Source organism: Micromonospora wenchangensis, assembly GCF_002210435.1.
GTDB lineage: Bacteria > Actinomycetota > Actinomycetes > Mycobacteriales > Micromonosporaceae > Micromonospora > Micromonospora wenchangensis.
Map to the genome: position 1 here is coordinate 1 of NZ_MZMV01000047.1, position 16055 is coordinate 16055.

General features: G+C 74.7%; 15 protein-coding genes. 7 read left to right on the forward strand and 8 right to left on the reverse strand.

The genetic code is table 11. The features are described from left to right. Nucleotides 1-1186, reverse strand: a 1186-nt coding sequence (locus B5D80_RS23680) for an SseB family protein (protein WP_483869379.1), incomplete at its 3' end; no start/stop codon positions are given. Between the two features lie 153 nt (nucleotides 1187-1339). Here B5D80_RS23680 and mycP point away from each other — a divergent pair. Continuing rightward, nucleotides 1340-2560 (forward strand): type VII secretion-associated serine protease mycosin, encoded by a 1221-nt coding sequence (gene mycP, locus B5D80_RS23685; RefSeq protein WP_088646134.1) that lies wholly within the window; start codon nucleotides 1340-1342, stop codon nucleotides 2558-2560. A gap of 188 nt (nucleotides 2561-2748) precedes the next feature. Here mycP and B5D80_RS23690 read toward each other — a convergent pair whose 3' ends face one another. Further along, nucleotides 2749-3042 (reverse strand): WXG100 family type VII secretion target, encoded by a 294-nt coding sequence (locus B5D80_RS23690; RefSeq protein WP_088646135.1) that lies wholly within the window; start codon nucleotides 3040-3042, stop codon nucleotides 2749-2751. Nucleotides 3043-3068: 26 nt separating this feature from the next. Further along, nucleotides 3069-3386, reverse strand: coding sequence for a WXG100 family type VII secretion target (locus tag B5D80_RS23695; protein ID WP_088646136.1), 318 nt, complete (start codon nucleotides 3384-3386; stop codon nucleotides 3069-3071). A gap of 310 nt (nucleotides 3387-3696) precedes the next feature. On the opposite strand from B5D80_RS23695, the gene eccE reads away from it, so the two are divergent. The 4 genes from eccE to rarD all read left to right on the forward strand — a co-directional run bounded on the left by eccE (nucleotide 3697) and on the right by rarD (nucleotide 7462). After that, complete coding sequence (gene eccE, locus B5D80_RS23700; protein WP_245854938.1) at nucleotides 3697-5472, forward strand: type VII secretion protein EccE; 1776 nt, start codon at nucleotides 3697-3699, stop codon at nucleotides 5470-5472. 55 nt (nucleotides 5473-5527) lie between these two features. Continuing rightward, nucleotides 5528-5914, forward strand: coding sequence for a phage holin family protein (locus B5D80_RS23705; protein ID WP_088646138.1), 387 nt, complete (start codon nucleotides 5528-5530; stop codon nucleotides 5912-5914). 137 nt (nucleotides 5915-6051) lie between these two features. Further along, on the forward strand, nucleotides 6052-6486 hold the full coding sequence (locus B5D80_RS23710) for a GNAT family N-acetyltransferase (RefSeq protein WP_088646139.1): 435 nt from the start codon (nucleotides 6052-6054) through the stop codon (nucleotides 6484-6486). Nucleotides 6487-6538: 52 nt separating this feature from the next. Beyond that, on the forward strand, nucleotides 6539-7462 hold the full coding sequence (rarD, locus tag B5D80_RS23715; protein WP_088646140.1) for an EamA family transporter RarD: 924 nt from the start codon (nucleotides 6539-6541) through the stop codon (nucleotides 7460-7462). 30 nt (nucleotides 7463-7492) lie between these two features. Here the strand turns inward: rarD and B5D80_RS23720 are convergent, their stop codons facing one another. Continuing rightward, nucleotides 7493-8194 carry an anti-sigma factor family protein gene (locus B5D80_RS23720; protein ID WP_088646141.1) on the reverse strand — a complete coding sequence of 234 codons (702 nt, stop codon included), beginning with the start codon at nucleotides 8192-8194 and terminating at the stop codon, nucleotides 7493-7495. Continuing rightward, the gene (locus B5D80_RS23725; RefSeq protein WP_245854939.1) at nucleotides 8191-8685 is read right to left on the reverse strand and encodes a sigma-70 family RNA polymerase sigma factor; all 495 of its coding nucleotides are present in this window, start codon (nucleotides 8683-8685) and stop codon (nucleotides 8191-8193) included. The genes B5D80_RS23720 and B5D80_RS23725 overlap by 4 nt, the downstream gene beginning before the upstream one ends. A 237-nt stretch (nucleotides 8686-8922) precedes the next feature. Between B5D80_RS23725 and B5D80_RS23730 the strand changes: the two genes are divergently transcribed. Then, a complete protein-coding gene (locus B5D80_RS23730; RefSeq protein WP_088646143.1) occupies nucleotides 8923-11049 on the forward strand; it encodes a PhoX family protein in 2127 nt (708 codons plus the stop codon). 93 nt (nucleotides 11050-11142) lie between these two features. On the opposite strand, the gene B5D80_RS23735 is transcribed toward B5D80_RS23730, so the two are convergent. Then, nucleotides 11143-11925, reverse strand: a complete 783-nt coding sequence (locus B5D80_RS23735; RefSeq protein ID WP_088646144.1) for an IclR family transcriptional regulator — start codon at nucleotides 11923-11925, stop codon at nucleotides 11143-11145. Nucleotides 11926-12082: 157 nt separating this feature from the next. Between B5D80_RS23735 and B5D80_RS23740 the strand changes: the two genes are divergently transcribed. Then, nucleotides 12083-13273, forward strand: coding sequence for an MFS transporter (locus B5D80_RS23740; protein WP_088646145.1), 1191 nt, complete (start codon nucleotides 12083-12085; stop codon nucleotides 13271-13273). A 27-nt stretch (nucleotides 13274-13300) separates the two neighbouring features. On the opposite strand, the gene B5D80_RS23745 is transcribed toward B5D80_RS23740, so the two are convergent. Together B5D80_RS23745 and nuoN are read right to left on the reverse strand one after the other, a co-directional pair. Continuing rightward, nucleotides 13301-14383, reverse strand: coding sequence for a polyprenyl synthetase family protein (locus tag B5D80_RS23745; RefSeq protein WP_088646146.1), 1083 nt, complete (start codon nucleotides 14381-14383; stop codon nucleotides 13301-13303). Nucleotides 14384-14473: 90 nt separating this feature from the next. Next, nucleotides 14474-16027 carry an NADH-quinone oxidoreductase subunit NuoN gene (gene nuoN, locus B5D80_RS23750; protein ID WP_088646147.1) on the reverse strand — a complete coding sequence of 518 codons (1554 nt, stop codon included), beginning with the start codon at nucleotides 16025-16027 and terminating at the stop codon, nucleotides 14474-14476. Between the last annotated feature and the right edge of the window lie 28 nt (nucleotides 16028-16055).

A 16055-nucleotide genomic window follows, 5' to 3' on the forward strand; every position in this document is an offset into this window, starting at 1 on the left:
CCGGGGTGGGCTGCCGGCGGGGCAACGCCTGGGTGGCGTCCGCCGCCGGCGGTGGCGTACGGAAGGCCCGGGTCGCCTCCTGCGCCGCCGGGCCGACGGAGAAGGCCCGGGTGGGTTCCCCGCCTGGCGGGTCCACCCGGAAGGCCCGGGTCGGCTCCTCGGCCAGCGGGTCCGGGGAACGGCCGGCCGGGGACGCGCCGTTGCCGGGGCCGGGGCGGGCCGGCGGATCGGTCACCCGGAACGCGCGGGCGGCCTCGTCCTCGCCCGGTTGGGTGGGTGCGGGGCGGCGTCGCGGGAAGGGTTGACCGCCCATCCCGGGCCGGGTCGGTGGGGTCGCCCGCTCACCCGAGCGCAGCGGGTTGTCCCGGGGCGACCGGGTGGCACCCCGGGCACTGGACGGCTCGAAGAACGAGGTATGCCCGTTGGCCGGGCCGGTGGATTCCTCACCCAGCAGCCGACGGCGGGGGACCGCCGGCCAGCCGGCATTGGTCGTCCCCGGCACGGCGGGGGGCTCGGGGAAGGCGGGTCGGCCCTGGTCGGACGGACCGGCGGTAGTGGTGCGCGGGCCGCCACCGGACGGGGCGACCGGACGCCCCCGCTCGTCGGTCACCGACGCGCCAGACGTCGGGCGGCTGCCGCCCCCGGCGGGTGGAGCGGTGGCGGACGACGCCGGCCGGGGCTGGGCCCAGCCGGCGGAGAGGTCGGCGGTCGGCTCGACGTCGGCCGGCCCGCCGGGCGTGCTCCGCACCGGCGTCTGGTCGGCCTCCCCCCGGGACCGCGCCGCCGGGGCGCGACCGGGCAGCCGGACGTCGCCCCGGGAGAGCTGCGAGACGAACCAGGCGGGCAGGTAGCCCTCGATCGGCAGGCCGGGGTTCACCGCCAGCCACCACTCGTGGTTGGGCCACTCGACGGCCAGGTCGGCGTAGCGGCTGCGCCGGTAGGGGCCGGCGGAGGAGCCGAGACAGGAGTGCATCGCGGCGGCCGAGGTGAAGGCCAGGACGTGGGTGCGCCCACCGGTGGTCCAGGTGCCCCAGCCCATCGGCGTGGCACCGGCGAGGGCCTGGCCGGAGACCGGGAGGAAGAGCTCCGAACCGGCCAGAATGCGGAAGTAGAGCTCCTGGTCACCGGAGTGCAGCGCGTCGCGCATCGCCGTCTCGGCCTCGGTAGCCGGCTCCCAGTCGGTCACGGCCACCTCTCCTCCCGGATCAGGCCACAGGCGTCGCGTACAACCTACAAGGTGAAAACAAGATCACGATAAGTCGGTCACCGGCCGGTCGGCCTGGTAACGGACCGGGCGCTAACATCCCGTTGCGGAGTCGACACGATACGGAGGCGGTCGATGCCCCGATCCGGCAGCCGACGAACGTTCGTCACCCTGGCAGCGGCCCTGCTCGCCGTGCCGCCGACGGCCGTCGTGGCGTCGGTCACCCCGGCCCGCGCCGTCCCCGCCTGCGCCACGCCGCCAGCGCCGGCCCGCCCCGTCGCCGCCGCCCCGTGGCCCCAGCGACGGTACGCCCCGCAGCGGCTCACCCCGCTGGCCACCGGTGCCGGCGTCACCGTGGCGGTGGTCGACTCGGGCGTCGACCGGCAGCACCCCCAACTCCGGGGGCGGGTGCTCGACGGCGCGGACTTTCTCGACCCGGGCGGCGACGGCACCCGGGACTGCGCCGGTCACGGCACCGGGGTGGCCAGCATCATCGCCGCCGGGGAGGGCTCCGGGGTGGCCTTCCGGGGGCTCGCACCCGGTGCCCGCATCCTGCCGGTACGGGTCAGCGAACAGCAGGTCGTCGAGGGGCGGGAGGCGGGGCGTACGGTCAGCGCCGCCGGTTTCGCCCAAGCCGTGCGGTGGGCGGTGGACCACGACGCCGACGTGCTCAACCTCTCCGTCGTCCTGTACGCCGACAACCCGGCCGTCCGCGAGGCGATCGACTACGCGCTGCGGCGGGACGTGGTCGTGGTGGCCGCCGCCGGCAACCTGCACGACGGCGGGGACCCGCTGCCCTATCCGGCGGCGTACGACGGGGTGCTCGGTGTCGGTGCGGTCACCCCGACCGGCGTGCGCGCCCCGTTCTCCCAGGTCGGCCCGTACGTCGATCTGGTCGCGCCGGGCGGTGACGTGCTGATGGCCGCGCCGGGGCAGGGTCACCGGCGGGCCGAGGGCACCAGTTACGCCGCCCCCTTCGTGGCGGGCACCGCCGCCCTGCTGCGGCAGTACCGGCCGGAACTCGACGCCGCCGAGGTGGCCCGCCGGATCGTCGGCACCACCGATCCGGCACCGGGTGGGCGGGAGGGTGGTTACGGTGCCGGCGTGCTCAACCCGTACCGGGCGGTGGTGGAGACCGGTGGTGCGCCCCGGCCGGTCAGCCGCCCGACGACGGCCCTGCCGGTGCCGCAGGCCGACCCGGCGGTGCTGGCGCAGGGGCACCGGCGGGCGGCGGCCCGGCAGCGGGCATTGCTGGTCGCCACGGCCGTCGGCGGGACGGTGGTGGTGGCGGTGCTGCTGGCCGTGGTGCTCCCCCGGGGCGTCCGCCGCCGCTGGCACCCGGCCGGCCCGGCCTGACGGCGGCATCCGGCCGGCCCGGCCTGACGGCGGCATCCGGCCGGCCCGGCCTGACGGCGACGGCCGACCGTCGACCGGCCGACCGTCGCCGCCGGAGAACCGTCGGCAGCGTCACCCTCGCGGAGCCGCCCGAGCCGCCCGAGCCGCCCGGGTCGCCGGAGCAGCCGGAGGGCCGCCCGGTGGCCTGGTCACTGGAACAGGCCGGTGTTGCGTTTCTCGGTGTCGAGGTAGTCGGCGGCGGAGTCGTCCACGGCGAGTTTGATGTCCCGCAGCATCGCCTGGAGATCCTGCGATGCTGAGCGCCACCGCGCCTGCCGCTGCTCGTACGCCCGGCGGGCCTCGCCGTCCCAGCCGGCGACCAGCGGGGCGGCGTCCCGTTCGAGCTGGCCGAGCTGCGCGTCGAGGGTGTTCAGAGCCTTCTGGATGTCCGCGCCGGCCTGGTGCAGCGCGGCGAAGTTGACGACCAGCACACCGTGGTCCATCGGATCGTTCCTCCCCGGGGATCTGGTTAGAGCGGCAGTTGGATGCCGCGACTGGTGCCGGCGACCCGGCCGGCGGCCTCGGTGTCCGAGGCGTCGTACTGGCGGCCGGCGGTGCGGATGGCCGCCGCGGTCTCCCGCAGCGCCCGTTGCAGCGCGGCCTGGTCCCGCCCCCACTGCTGCTTGACCTGCTCGAAGGAGCGCCCGCCGGCGCCCCGCCAGGCCTGCTGCAACACCTCCAGCTCGGCCATCAGGCCGGTCAGCATGGCCTGCAACGACTGGTCCACCTGCTCGAACCTGGTGGCGGTGTGCTGCATCACCGCCGCTTCTGCCTGGGTCTGGGACACCCGGACGTCACCTCGTCTCCCCGGTCGGGCCGACCGCCGGCCGTCCACTGCGGACGCGCGCCGTCCGTCGGCACGGGCCGGACGGACCTGGTCGGCGAATCAGTCGCTGACGGTAGTCGCACCGTCGCCGTTGTGCTACCCCGCCCGCCTCCCCTGTGGACAACCCGCCCGACGCCGGCCGGCAGGACCCCCACCGGACCGGCCAGCCCACTACGATGGGTCACAATCCCGTCGCTTTCCGGTCCCGGCCGGAGGTTCGCGGTGGGGCACCCCGGCGGTCGGTGCCGGACGGGCACACGGAGGAGATGCGGTGACGGCGAGCACGACCGACCGACCGCTCCGGCGGGCCACCGAGGGCCCGCCCCGGCCCCGCACCGCCGTACACCCCGGTCAGGTCGTCGCCACGCAGGTCGCGCTGGCGCTGCCGGTGGCCGCGTACGGTCGCGGGCCGGTGCCGGCGGTGCTGGCCGCGGCCGGTGCGGTGGTCCTGGCCGGTCTCGGCTGGGGGCGCTGGCGCGGGCGGTGGCTGTTCGAATGGTGGGGCACCGCCGCCGGGTTCCTCACCCGCCGGCACGGCCTGCCCGCCGACACCGCCCCGGAGGCCCTGCTGGACCTGCTGCTCCCCGATGCCGCGTTGGCCGGGGTGGAGTTGGCCGACGGGCCGGCGGGGGTGGTCGACGACGCCACCGGGCTGGCCGTCCTGCTCGACCTGGGTGACCCGGGCGACCTGCTCGGCGACCGGTCCCACCCGCTGCCGGCACCCGGCACGCTGCTGCCGCCGGCCGGGCCGCAGCAGCCGCCGGTGCGGGTGCAGGTGCTGCTGCACGCCGTGCCGGCCCCGGCGGCGGGCGGTGGCGCGGCCGGCACGTCGTACCGGCAGTTGACCGAGGGGCGGCTGCCGGGTCAGGAGCGGGCCCTGCTCGCCGTCCGGGTGTTGCGGGCACCCGGCTGGTCGGACGCGGACCTGCGCCGGGCGCTGGCCGGCACGGTGCGGCGGATCGTCCGCCGGGTGGGGCCGCTGCCGGCCCGTCCGCTGGGCGGGCACGCCGCGCTGCGGGTGCTGGCCGAACTCGCCCACCACGATCCCGGCCGGCCGGTGCGCGAGAACTGGTCGACGCTGTGCACCGGCGACCAGCACCAGGCCACCTTCCGGCTGGTCCGCTGGCCGGACGCCCGGGTCGGTCCGGGCCGCCGGTTGGTGTCCCGCCTGCTGGCCCTGCCGGCGACCGCCACCACCGTCGCGCTCGGGGCCGGCCCGCGCGTCGGCGACACCGCGGCACCGACCTGCCTGACGGTACGGCTGGCCGCCGCCACGCCGGTCGCGCTGGAACACGCCGCCGAGGGGTTGTGCCGGCTCGTCGCCGACGCCGGTGGCGAGCTGTGTCGACTCGACGGCGCGCAGTTGCCCGGCCTGGCCGCCACGTTGCCGTTGGCGGTGCCCGGGGTGGCCGTGCCGGGGGTCGAGCCGCCGGAGCTGACCCTCGGCGGGGCGGGGTTGATGGTGGGGGCGAACCGGCACGGCGGTGCGGTGACCGTCCGGCTGTTCCGTGCCGAGGGCACCCGGCTGGTGCTGGTCGGCGGGCTGGCGGCGGCTCAACTGCTGGTGTTGCGGGCGTTGGCGCTGGGGGCCGGGGTGCTGGTGCAGACCGGTCGGCCACGGGCCTGGGAGCCGTTCGTCCGCGGGGTCGGCGGGCAGCAGGGCGGGGTGGTGGTGGTCCCCACCGGGCGGGCGGTCGGCGTCACCGGTTCCCCGCTGCGTCCGCTGCTGGTGGTGGCCGACGCGGGTACGGCGGCCGGCGAACCGCCGCCCGGGGCGGAGTGGGTGTCCACCCTGGTGGTGCGGGACGAGTTGACCCCGGCGGACGTCGACACCCTCGGCCGGGCCGACCTGGCGGTGCTGCAACCCCTCGACCCGCCGGAGGCCGCCCTGGCGGGCACCGCGCTGGGGCTGGGCGGTGCGGCGGAGTGGTTGACCCGCATCCGGGACGACATGGTCGCGGTGGTCAACCGGCGGGCGCTGCGCTGGGCGCTGCTGTCACCCACCCCGATCGAGTCGCAACTGGTCGGTCGGCCCGGCCGGCGCTGACCGCACGGGTTGCGGTGGTTTCCCTGGCTGGACCGTACGTGGCACGATCCCGGCCATGGATTTTCTGAAGGGTCTTCTGATCCGGTTGGGCTCCACGGTGGTGGCCTTCTGGCTGGCGACGCTGCTCATCCCTGGCATCTCGCTCGACACCGGTTCGGCCGGCGAGGCGATCGTCACCCTGGTGCTGGTGTCGGTGATCTTCGGCGTGGTCAACGCGGTGCTCCAGCCGATCATCAAAACCGTCGGCTGCGGCTTCTACCTGCTCACCCTCGGGCTGATCGCCCTGGTCGTCAACGGGTTGCTGTTCCTGCTCACCAGTTGGATCGCCGGGCAGGCGGACCTGCCGTTCCACGTGGACGGGTTCTGGCCCGAGGCGGTGCTGGGCGCGCTCCTGGTCGGCATCGTGACCTGGATCCTCGGGGCCGTCCTCGACCGCGACTGACCCGGTCGCCGGCCACCGCTCCAGCGGGGCGGTGGCCGGCCGGCGTCGCACCGCCGGACGGAAAGCTGGCTGGCGGGACGGCCACCGGACGGGAATTGGCTGGCGGGACGGCCGCCGGGTGGGGCTAGCGTGGCGGGGTGTTCTCGTTGACCCACCCCGACGGCTGGCAGCTCGACACCGACCCGGAGCGCATCGACCGGGACCGGGTGCACCACTGGCTCTCCACCGACGCCTACTGGGCGCTGGGGCGCAGCCGGGAGACGACGGAGCGGGCCCTTGCCGGCTCGACCCCGTACGGCGTCTACCGGCCGCAGGACGGCGCACAGGTCGCGGTGGCCCGGGTGGTCACCGACCGGGCCACCTTCGGCTGGCTCTGCGACCTCTACGTCGCCCGGGAGGCGCGCGGGCGCGGCCTGGGCACCTGGCTGGCCGGATCGATCCGCGACCATCTCGCCGGGTACGGCGTACGCCGGATCGCGTTGGCGACCGCCGACGCGCACGGGGTGTACGCGAAGCTGGGTTTCACCCAGGCGTCCCCGGACCGGTGGATGGAGTGGGCGGACCAGCGGTGACCCCGCTCACCGGAAAGGAGCCTGATCCGGCCTTACCCCTTACGGTGGGATCGTGACTCCGCTGCGGCTCGGCTACCTCTACGGCTTTGGTGCGTACCTGATCTGGGGTTTCATCCCGATCTACCTGAAGTTGCTCCAGCCGGCCGGGCCGATGGAGATCCTCGCCCACCGGATCATCTGGTCGGTGGTGTTCGTCGCGCTGCTGCTCGCCGCCCTGCGCAACGTCGGCTTCCTGCGGTCGCTGGCCCGCCGCCCCCGGACGCTGGCCGGGATCGTCGTCGCGGCGGCGCTGATCGCGGTGAACTGGGGCACCTACATCTACGGGGTGAACTCCGCCCGGGTGGTGGAGACCGCCCTCGGCTACTTCATCAACCCGCTGGTGTCGGTGCTGCTCGGGGTGCTGGTGCTGCGGGAGCGGCTGCGCCCGGCGCAGTGGGTGGCGCTCGGGGTGGGCGCGGCGGCGGTCGCGGTGCTCACCGTCGACTACGGCCGGCTGCCCTACCTGGCGTTGATCCTGGCGGCCAGCTTCGCCGGCTACGGGTTGGCCAAGAAGCGGCTCGGGCTGCCGGCGGCGGAGGGGCTGTTCGTCGAGTCGGCGGTGCTGGCGCTGCCCGCCCTGGGCTACCTGGGCTGGTTGGCGAGCCGGGGCGGGTCGACGTTCGGCGGGGTCTCGGCCGGGCACACCGCGCTGCTGGTGGCGGCCGGGGCGGTGACGGCCGTCCCGCTGCTGCTGTTCGCGGGCGCGGCCAACCGGCTGCCGCTGACCGCGCTCGGCATGCTCCAGTACGTGGCCCCGGTCCTCCAGCTCGGCTGCGGCGTGCTGATCTTCCACGAGCCGATGCCGCCGGCCCGGCTGGCCGGTTTCGCCCTGGTCTGGCTGGCCCTGGTGATCTTCAGTCTGGACGCGCTGCGCAACGGCCGACGCACCCGGGCCGCCGCCCGCGCCGCCGCGCCGCTACCCGCCACCGCCCACTGAGCCTCCCGGCCGCCGCGCGGCCCCCGGGGCTCAGCGGACGTCGTAGCTGAGCACCAGCGTCCCGTCGGCGCGCAGCAGTTCGAGGCGGACCAGTTCGGCGTCGGTGAACCGGGTCGCCCCGCGCAGGTTCACGTCGTCGCCGGGAGCGGCCAGCCAGGAGGCGATCTGCTCCGTCGCGTCGTCCGGGCCCCGGGCCACCAGCCGGAACGTGTACGCCTTGCCGTAGCCGGCCGTCGCGTCGTACCCGCAGTGCATGGTGACCTCGGTGCCCCACTTGGTGCCGCTCAGCCCGATCTCGGCGTGCACCGCCGGGGTCTTGGCCGCCACCGGCGCCATCGACACCATCCGGACCGCCTGGGTGGTCGGCGCGGGCGTCGGGGCCGGGCGCAGGGCGGACGCCCCGGCGACGCCCAGCACCAGGGCGAACCCGGCGGCGACGAGGGCGGTCAGCGCGTACCGTCGGCGGTTGCGGGTCCGCTCCCGGCGGCGGCGGTCCCGGGCGGTGGCGATCAGGTCGGGCACCCGGCTGACCTCGGGCGGCGGCGGGAGGAACTCCTCCAGCGTGGTCGGGTCGAGCCGGCCCAGCAGGCCGGGCAGCACGGCGATCTCGGCCACCGCGTCCCGGCACGCCGCGCACCCGGCCAGGTGCCGCTCGTAGGCGGCCCGGTCGGCGGGGGCGAGCGCGCCCAGCACGTACGCGCCGTCGTCGTGTGCGAACTCGCAGCGGGTCATCCGGTCACCCCCATCTCGGCCAGGGCCAACCGTAGTGAACGCAGAGCGTAGTGGGTGCGGGACTTGACCGTCCCCGGTGGCACCCCCAGCCGGGCTGCCGCCTCGGCCACCGAACGGCCCTGGTAGAAGCATTCGACCAGCACCTCCCGGTGGGTGGGGCTGAGCCGGCTCAGCGCCTCGGCGATGGTCCAGGCCTCCACCGCGCGCTCCGCTTCGTCCACCGTCTCGGGTGGCTCGGGCAGGTCGTCGGTGAACACCTCGCCGACCCGGGTCGACCGTCGCCGCCAGGCGTCGATCGCCAGGTTGCGGGCGGTCGTGAAGAGCCACGCGCGGACCGAGCCGCGACGTGGGTCCAGCGACTCGGGGTGCCGCCAGGCCCGCAGCAGGGTCTCCTGCACCAGGTCCTCGGCCCGGGTGCGGTCCCCGTTGACCAGCCGCAGCGCGTGCGCGTAGAGCGCCTCGGCGTGCTCGTCGTGCAGGGCGCGCAGCAGTTGGGCGTCGTGGTCGCTGATGGTGATCCCCTCGCTTCCCGCCCGACAGGTCCGGCGAACGTGTCCGCCGGTTATTACGCGCCGTGACCCCGATCGGTTCAGCGGTGACTGCTGTTCACATCCGGTTCACACCGAGTCCGGGGGCCGCTCACCCCGTCCTGGCAGCGTCCGGCCGGTACGCACGTCGCGCAGGTGACAACGGCGTGCCACCGACCTGCTTCCAGGAGGCTCCTTTCCATGAGCGACCGTCCCCGGCTGCTCCCGCTGCTCGGCACCACCCGGCACGGCAGCCGCGATGCGATGACCTGCCTGTACCGCTGCGGCAACGCCTGCGACCATCCGGTACCCAATACCTCCGACAACACCTACTTCGGCGACCTGGTCGAGGGTGAGGTGACCCGGCGGGGCGTGGTCCGGGCGGGTGCGGTGGGCGCGCTGGTGCTCGGCTTCGGCGGTGCCGCCGCCGGCGCGCTGGCCGGGGCCGCCCCCGCCGCCGCCGCGCCGGCCACCCCGGTGCTGCCGGAGGTCGGCGACCCGACCGCGCCGCAGCGCGGCGTCGGCAACGGCGCGCTGACCTTCAAGCCGATCCCGCCGAACCAGCTCGACACCCTGGTCGTCCCGAACGGGTACGACCACCACGTGGTCATCCGCTGGGGTGACCCGGTGCTGCCCGGCGCGCCCCGGTTCGACCTGCACGGGCAGACCGCCGCCGCCCAGGCCAAGCAGTTCGGCTACAACAACGACTTCGTCGGGGTGCTGCCGCTGGACCGGCGGGGCAGGCGGGCGCTGCTCGTGGTCAACCACGAGTACACCAACGAGGACCTGATGTTCCCCGGCTTCACCGGCCTGGACAACCTCACCGTCGAGCAGGTGCGCACGGCGATGGCCGCGCACGGCATGTCCGTGGTGGAGCTGGAGCGGGTCGACGGCACCGGGCAGTGGCGGGCGGTGGGCCAGGGCCGCCGGCCGTACAACCGGCGGGTCACCGCGCTGGCCACGAAGTTCGAGCTGACCGGCCCGGCCGCCGGCTCGGCGTGGCTGCGTACCGCCGCCGACCCGAAGGGCCGCACGGTGGTCGGCACCCTGAACAACTGCGCCGGTGGGGTCACCCCGTGGGGGACGGTGCTCTCCGGCGAGGAGAACTTCAACCAGTACTTCGTCGGCGCCGACGCCGCGCCCGCCGAGCTGAAGCCGAAGTTCGACAGGTACGGCATCACCACCACCGCCCGCTACCCCAGCGGCAGCCGTAAGTGGGAGCGGGCCGACGAGCGGTTCGACCTGGCGAAGCACCCCAACGAGGCGCACCGGTTCGGGTGGATCGTCGAGATCGACCCGTTCGACCCGGAGAGCCGCCCGCGTAAGCACACCGCGCTGGGCCGGTTCAAGCACGAGGGCGCCAACGTGATCGTGGCCCGCGACAAGCGGGTGGTCGCGTACATGGGCGACGACGAGCGCTTCGACTACCTCTACAAGTTCGTCTCCGACAAGAAGTTCATGCCCGGTGACTCCTGGGTGGCCCGCAAGAACAACCTGACCCTGCTGGAGTCGGGCACCCTCTACGTGGCGCAGTTCGGCCAGACCAGCGCCGCCGAGATCGACGGTTCGGGCAGGCTGCCCACCGACGGCGCGTTCAACGGCACCGGACGGTGGATCAGGCTGGTCAGCGGCAACCGCTCGTACGTCGACGGGATGACCGCCGCCGACGTGCTCACCTTCACCCGGCTCGCCGGGGACAAGGTCGGCGCGACGAAGATGGACCGGCCGGAGGACGTCGAGCCGAGCCTGCTCACCGGCAAGGTGTACGTGGCGCTGACCAACAACACCGACCGGGGCAAGGCCGGCAAGCCGGCCGCCGACGAGATCAACCCGCGCAACCTCAACAAGCACGGGCAGATCCTGGAGCTGGTCGAGGACCGGGGCGACAACACGGCGGAGTCCTTCACCTGGTCGCTGCCGATCGTCGCCGGTGACCCGACCGACCCGTCGACCTACTTCGCCGGGTACGACAAGACGAAGGTCTCGCCGATCTCCTGCCCGGACAACGTCGCCTTCGACGCCACCGGCAACCTCTGGATCTCCACCGACGGCAACGCGTTGGGCAGCAACGACGGCCTGTTCGCCACCGCCGTCGAGGGGCCGGAGCGGGGGCACCTGAAGCAGTTCCTGACCGTGCCGCTGGGTGCGGAGACCTGCGGGCCGTTCATCACCGGCGACAACCGGTCGGTGTTCGTGGCCGTGCAGCACCCGGGTGAGATCACCGGCGCGTCGGTGGAGAAGCCGGCGTCGACCTGGCCGGACGGCGACTACGCCAAGCCGGGCGTGGTGGTCACCTGGCGGCTCGACGGCGGCCCGATCGGCAGCTGACGCGCCCGTCCCGGGTCGGCCCCGCCGGGCCGGCCGCGAAGGCCCTCTCCCGCTTCGGTCCGGGAGGGGGCCTTCCCCGTGCGTCGGGTGGGATCAGAGGTCGGCGGCGATGCCGTCGGCGACCGCGCGGGCGGCGGTGAGCAGCTTGGCGCGGACCACCCGGGCGGAGGTCATCATCTCGCTGGCCGGCAGGGCGCAGGCCAGCACCACCCGCCGTTCCATGTCCTTGTCCGGGGTGACCAGGACGGCGGCGCACGCCACCCCCTGCCGGAACTGCCCCAGTTCCAGCTGCATGCCCCGCCGGTCGCCGGCGGCCAGATCCGCCTCGAACGCCTCGGGGCTGGTCAGGGTGGCGGTGGTGAACGGCCGCATGCCGTAGTCGCGCAGGTAGCGCAGGCGTTGCTCGGTGGTGAGGGTGGCCAGCAGCGCCTTGCCCAGGGCGGTGGCGTGCGCGCCCTCGTCGAAGCCGGGGACCATGTCCTCCAGGTACGGCGAGCGGGCCCCCTCGGCGACGGCGGTGACCGCCACCTGGCCGCCGACGAACCGGCCCAGGTAGTGGCTCCACCCGGTGTCGACGGCGGCCCGCCGCAGCGACTCGCCGACCGCGGCCGGGCCCCGGAACGCGGTGACCAGTTCCCGGTACCGGTCGGCGATCTCCAGGCCGACGATGTAGGTGCCGTCCTCCCGCCGGATCACGTAGCCCTCGTAGGCCAGGGTGCGGACCAGGTGGTACGTGGTGGCGACGGTCAGCTCGCACCGCCGGGCGATCTGCTTGACGGTCAGTCCCTTCGGGGCACGACCGACCGACTCGAGCACGCGTAGCGCGCGGGACACACTTCGGATCAGATCCGAAGGTTCCGCCAGGGGGTCACGCACAACCACCTCCGCAGCCGGGGACTTACACCATATGAAAAACCCGGCCGAGACGGAACGCCCGTTCGGGTGGAGGATGCCAGATCAGGCGGTATACGGCGGGTTCCCGGGCGACACGCCGAGCGTTGTCAGGAACACGACTCGCGTAGGTTGGGCCACGATGACCGACACCGCCCTCAGCCGTACGCCGGGCCGGCCGACCGTTCGCCCCCTGCGGGCCGGCGGCGGGGCGGTCGCCACCACCATCGCCAGCGTCCTGCCGGTCTTCCTGGTCGGCGGGCTCGCCGTGCAGATGGGCGACGACCTGGGCTTCTCCCCCGCCGGGTTGGGCCTGGCCGTGTCGGTCTACTTCGGCGTCAGCGCGCTCGCCTCGGTGCCGTCGGGCCGGCTGGTGGAGCGGGTCGGCCCGGCCGTGGTGGCCCGCGCCGCCGTGCTGCTCGCCGCCGGCTGCCTGCTCGCCATCGCCGGCCTGGCCCGCTCGTACCCGGTGCTGGTCGGCCTGCTCGCGCTCAGCGCCGCCGCCAACGCGCTCGGCCAACTCGCCAGCAACGCCGCACTGGCCCGGCACGTGCCCGCCCGGCGGCAGGGCCTGTCGTTCGGGGTGAAGCAGGCCGCCATCCCCGCCTCCACCCTGCTGGCCGGGGCGGCGGTACCGGCGATCGCCCTCACCGCCGGCTGGCGCTGGGCGTTCGTGGCCGCCGCCGGGGCCGCGCTGGCCGCGCTGCCGGCCGTACCTCCGCAGCCGGCCGGACCGGTGCGGGAGCGCGCGGCGGAACGCGGCGGCGGGGCCACCACGGCGCTGGTGGTGGTCGGCGTGGCGGCCACCCTCGCGGCGGGGGCCGCCAACGCGCTGGGCACCTTCGTGGTCGACTCGTCGGTGCACCGGGGGCTCGCCCCCGGCCCGGCCGGACTGGTGCTCACCCTGGGCGGCGCGGTCTGCGTGGCGGCCCGGATCGGCGTCGGCTGGCTGGCCGACCGGCGGGACACCGGTCACGTCGCGCTGATCGCCGCGATGCTGGTGGTCGGGGCCGTCGGGTTGGGGTTGCTGGCGGTGGCCGGGGCGGTGCCGCTGACCGTCGGGGTGGTGCTCGGCTTCGGGTTGGGCTGGGCGTGGCCCGGCCTGCTGAACTTCGCGGTGGTCCGGCTGCACCCGCAGGCCCCGGCCGCCGCCACCTCGATCACCCAGACCGGGGTGTACGCCGGCGGTTGCCTCGGCCCGCTCGGTCTCGGTGCGCTCGCCGGGGCCGGCGGCTACCCGGTGATGTGGCTGACCGCCGGGGTCGCCATGCTCCTCGCCGCCGTCCTCATGCTCACCGGCAGCCGGCTGCTGCGCCGCTCCGCCGCGCCCTGAACGGGCCGCACCCGGGCGGCCCGGGGTTCAGCCGGTGCGGTCGGCGATGTAGTCGCAGAGCGATTCCAGCGCCTGCCGGGCCGGAATCCGCGGCAGCGGCGTCAACTGGGCGCGGGCGTCCTCGGCGTAGCTGCGGACGGTCTCCCGGGCCCGCTTGAGCGCCGGGGACTCCCGCAGCAGCCCGAGCGCCTCGGCGTGCAGCGCGTCGTCGACCAGCGGGCCGGTGGCCAGGATCTCCCGCAGCCGCACCGAGGCCGCGTCGGAGTCGTCGCCGGCCAGCGCGTAGAGCACCGGCAGGGTCGGCACCCCCTCCCGCAGGTCGGTGCCGGGTGTCTTACCCGACTGCACCGACTCGGAGGCGATGTCGAGCAGGTCGTCGGAGAGCTGGAAGGCCACCCCGATGGTCTCGCCGTAGCCGGCGAGGGCCTCGGTGTGCTCCCCGGTCGCCCCACCGAACATGCCGCCGAACCGGGCCGAGGTGGCGATCAGCGAGCCCGTCTTGTCGGCGATCACCCGCAGGTAGTGGTCGACCGGGTCCTCCGTGCGGGGGCCGACGGTCTCGGCGATCTGCCCGTGCACGAGCCGGGCGAAGGTGCGCGCCTGGAGCCGTACCGCCTCCGGACCGAGGTCGGCGGCGATGTCGGCGGCCCGCGCGAAGAGGTAGTCGCCGACCAGGATGGCCACCGAGTTGGTCCAGCGGGAGTTCGCGCTTGGGGCGCCCCGCCGCACGGCGGCCTCGTCCATCACGTCGTCGTGGTAGAGGGTGGCGAGGTGGGTGAGTTCCATCACCACGGCCGCCGGCACCACCTGCGGGCCCGCCGGGTCGCCGAACTGGGCGCCCAGCGCCACCAGCAACGGCCGGAACCGCTTGCCGCCCGCCTCGACCAGGTGCCGGGCCGCCTCGGTGACGAGCGGGTCGGCGCTGGACACGCTGGCCCGCAGTTCCACCTCGACGTCGTCCAGCAGGCCCAGCACGGACGCCTCGACCCGCGGATCGGCCAGGTGCACGCCGAGTGCGCCGACCTGACCCGTGCCCGCCCGGCCCCGACGACCACCGGAGCCGACGGCACCTGAACGCTCCCCCGTCGGAATCACCACGCCATCAACCATGCCACACCCGTTCGACCTGCTCCGGCCGGGGGATACGGCCGTGGGGCCGGCACGCCTGCGCGCGCCGGCCCCACGGCCGTACGGAACGGATCACCTGACGAATGCTGCGGCATCCGTCGCCAGGTCGAGCAGCGGCGCCGGCAGCACGCCGAGGATCAGGGTGGCGGCCACCCCGATCATCAGCGCGGTGGCGGTCAGCCCACCGGGCACCGCGACGGTCGGGGTGGTCTCACCCGGCTCGGAGAGCCACATCATCACCACGACCCGCAGGTACGGGAAGGCCAGCACCATGCTGGTCAGCACACCCGCCACCACCAGCCAGGCGTGCCCGCTCTCCAGCGCCGGGCCGAAGACCGCGAACTTGCTCATGAAGCCGCTGGTCAACGGGATACCGGCGAAGGCCAGCAGGATGAAGGTGAACACCCCGGCGTAGAACGGCGAGCGGCGGCCCAGCCCGGCCCAGCGGGACAGGTGGGTGGCCTCCCCGTCGGCGTCCCGGACCAGGGTCACCACGGCGAACGCGGCGAGCACCGAGAAGCCGTACGCGGCCAGGTAGAACATCGTGCCGGAGACGCCCGCGCCGGTCGGGGCGAGCACCCCGACGAGCAGGTACCCGGCGTTGGCGATCGACGAGTACGCCAGCAGCCGCTTGATGTCCGTCTGGGTGACCGCCAGCACCGCGCCGATCAGCATGGTGAGCACCGCCACCACCCCGAGGACCGGGGTGAAGTCCCAGGCCGCCTGGTCGAACGCCACGTGGAAGACCCGCAGCAGGGCACCGAACGCGGCCACCTTCGTGCAGGCCGCCATGAAGCCGGTGACCGGGGTGGGCGCACCCTGGTAGACGTCCGGGGTCCAGACGTGGAACGGGGCGGCGGCGGCCTTGAACAGCAGGCCGATGGCGATCAGCGCCATCCCGGCGAACAGCAGCACCTCGCTGGACGGGGACTCGTTCACCGCGGCGTGCACGGTGGCGAAGTCGACGCCTGCCGAACGGCCCGGGATGCCGGCGGTGAAGCCGTACACCAGGGCCACGCCGAACAGGAAGAACGCCGAGGCGTACGCGCCGAGCAGGAAGTACTTCATCGCCGCCTCCTGGCTCAGCAGCCGCCGGCGACGGGCCAGCGCGCAGAGCAGGTAGAGCGGCAGGGAGAAGACCTCCAGCGCGATGAACATGGTCAGCAGGTCGTTCGCCGCCACGAAGATCAGCATGCCGCCGATCGCGAAGCTGGTCAGCGGGTAGACCTCGGTCGCCCCGTTGCGTCCCTCGGCCTGCTGCCGGTCGTCGGCCGACTCGGCGGTCACCGCCGCCTGGGCGACGAACGCACCGCCGCGCTCCACCGACCGCTCACCGATCAGCAGCAGCGCCATCGCGGCGAGCACCAGGATGGTGCCCTGGAGGAAGAGGGTGGGGCCGTCCACCGCCAGCGCCCCACCCGCCGTGACCAGCCGGGCGTCGGCGCTGAGCACCACCATCACCAGCGCGGCGAGCACCGCCAGCAGGGACAGCGAGAGCTGCACCAGGTGCCGGCGGCGACGCGGCACGAACGCCTCCACCAGGACGCCGAGCAGGGCCACCCCCAGCATGATCAGGATCGGGGCGATCGCCGCGTAGTCGATCGACGGCAACTTGAGTTCGGTCACTGCGGATGCCGCCTTTCGTTCGCGACTG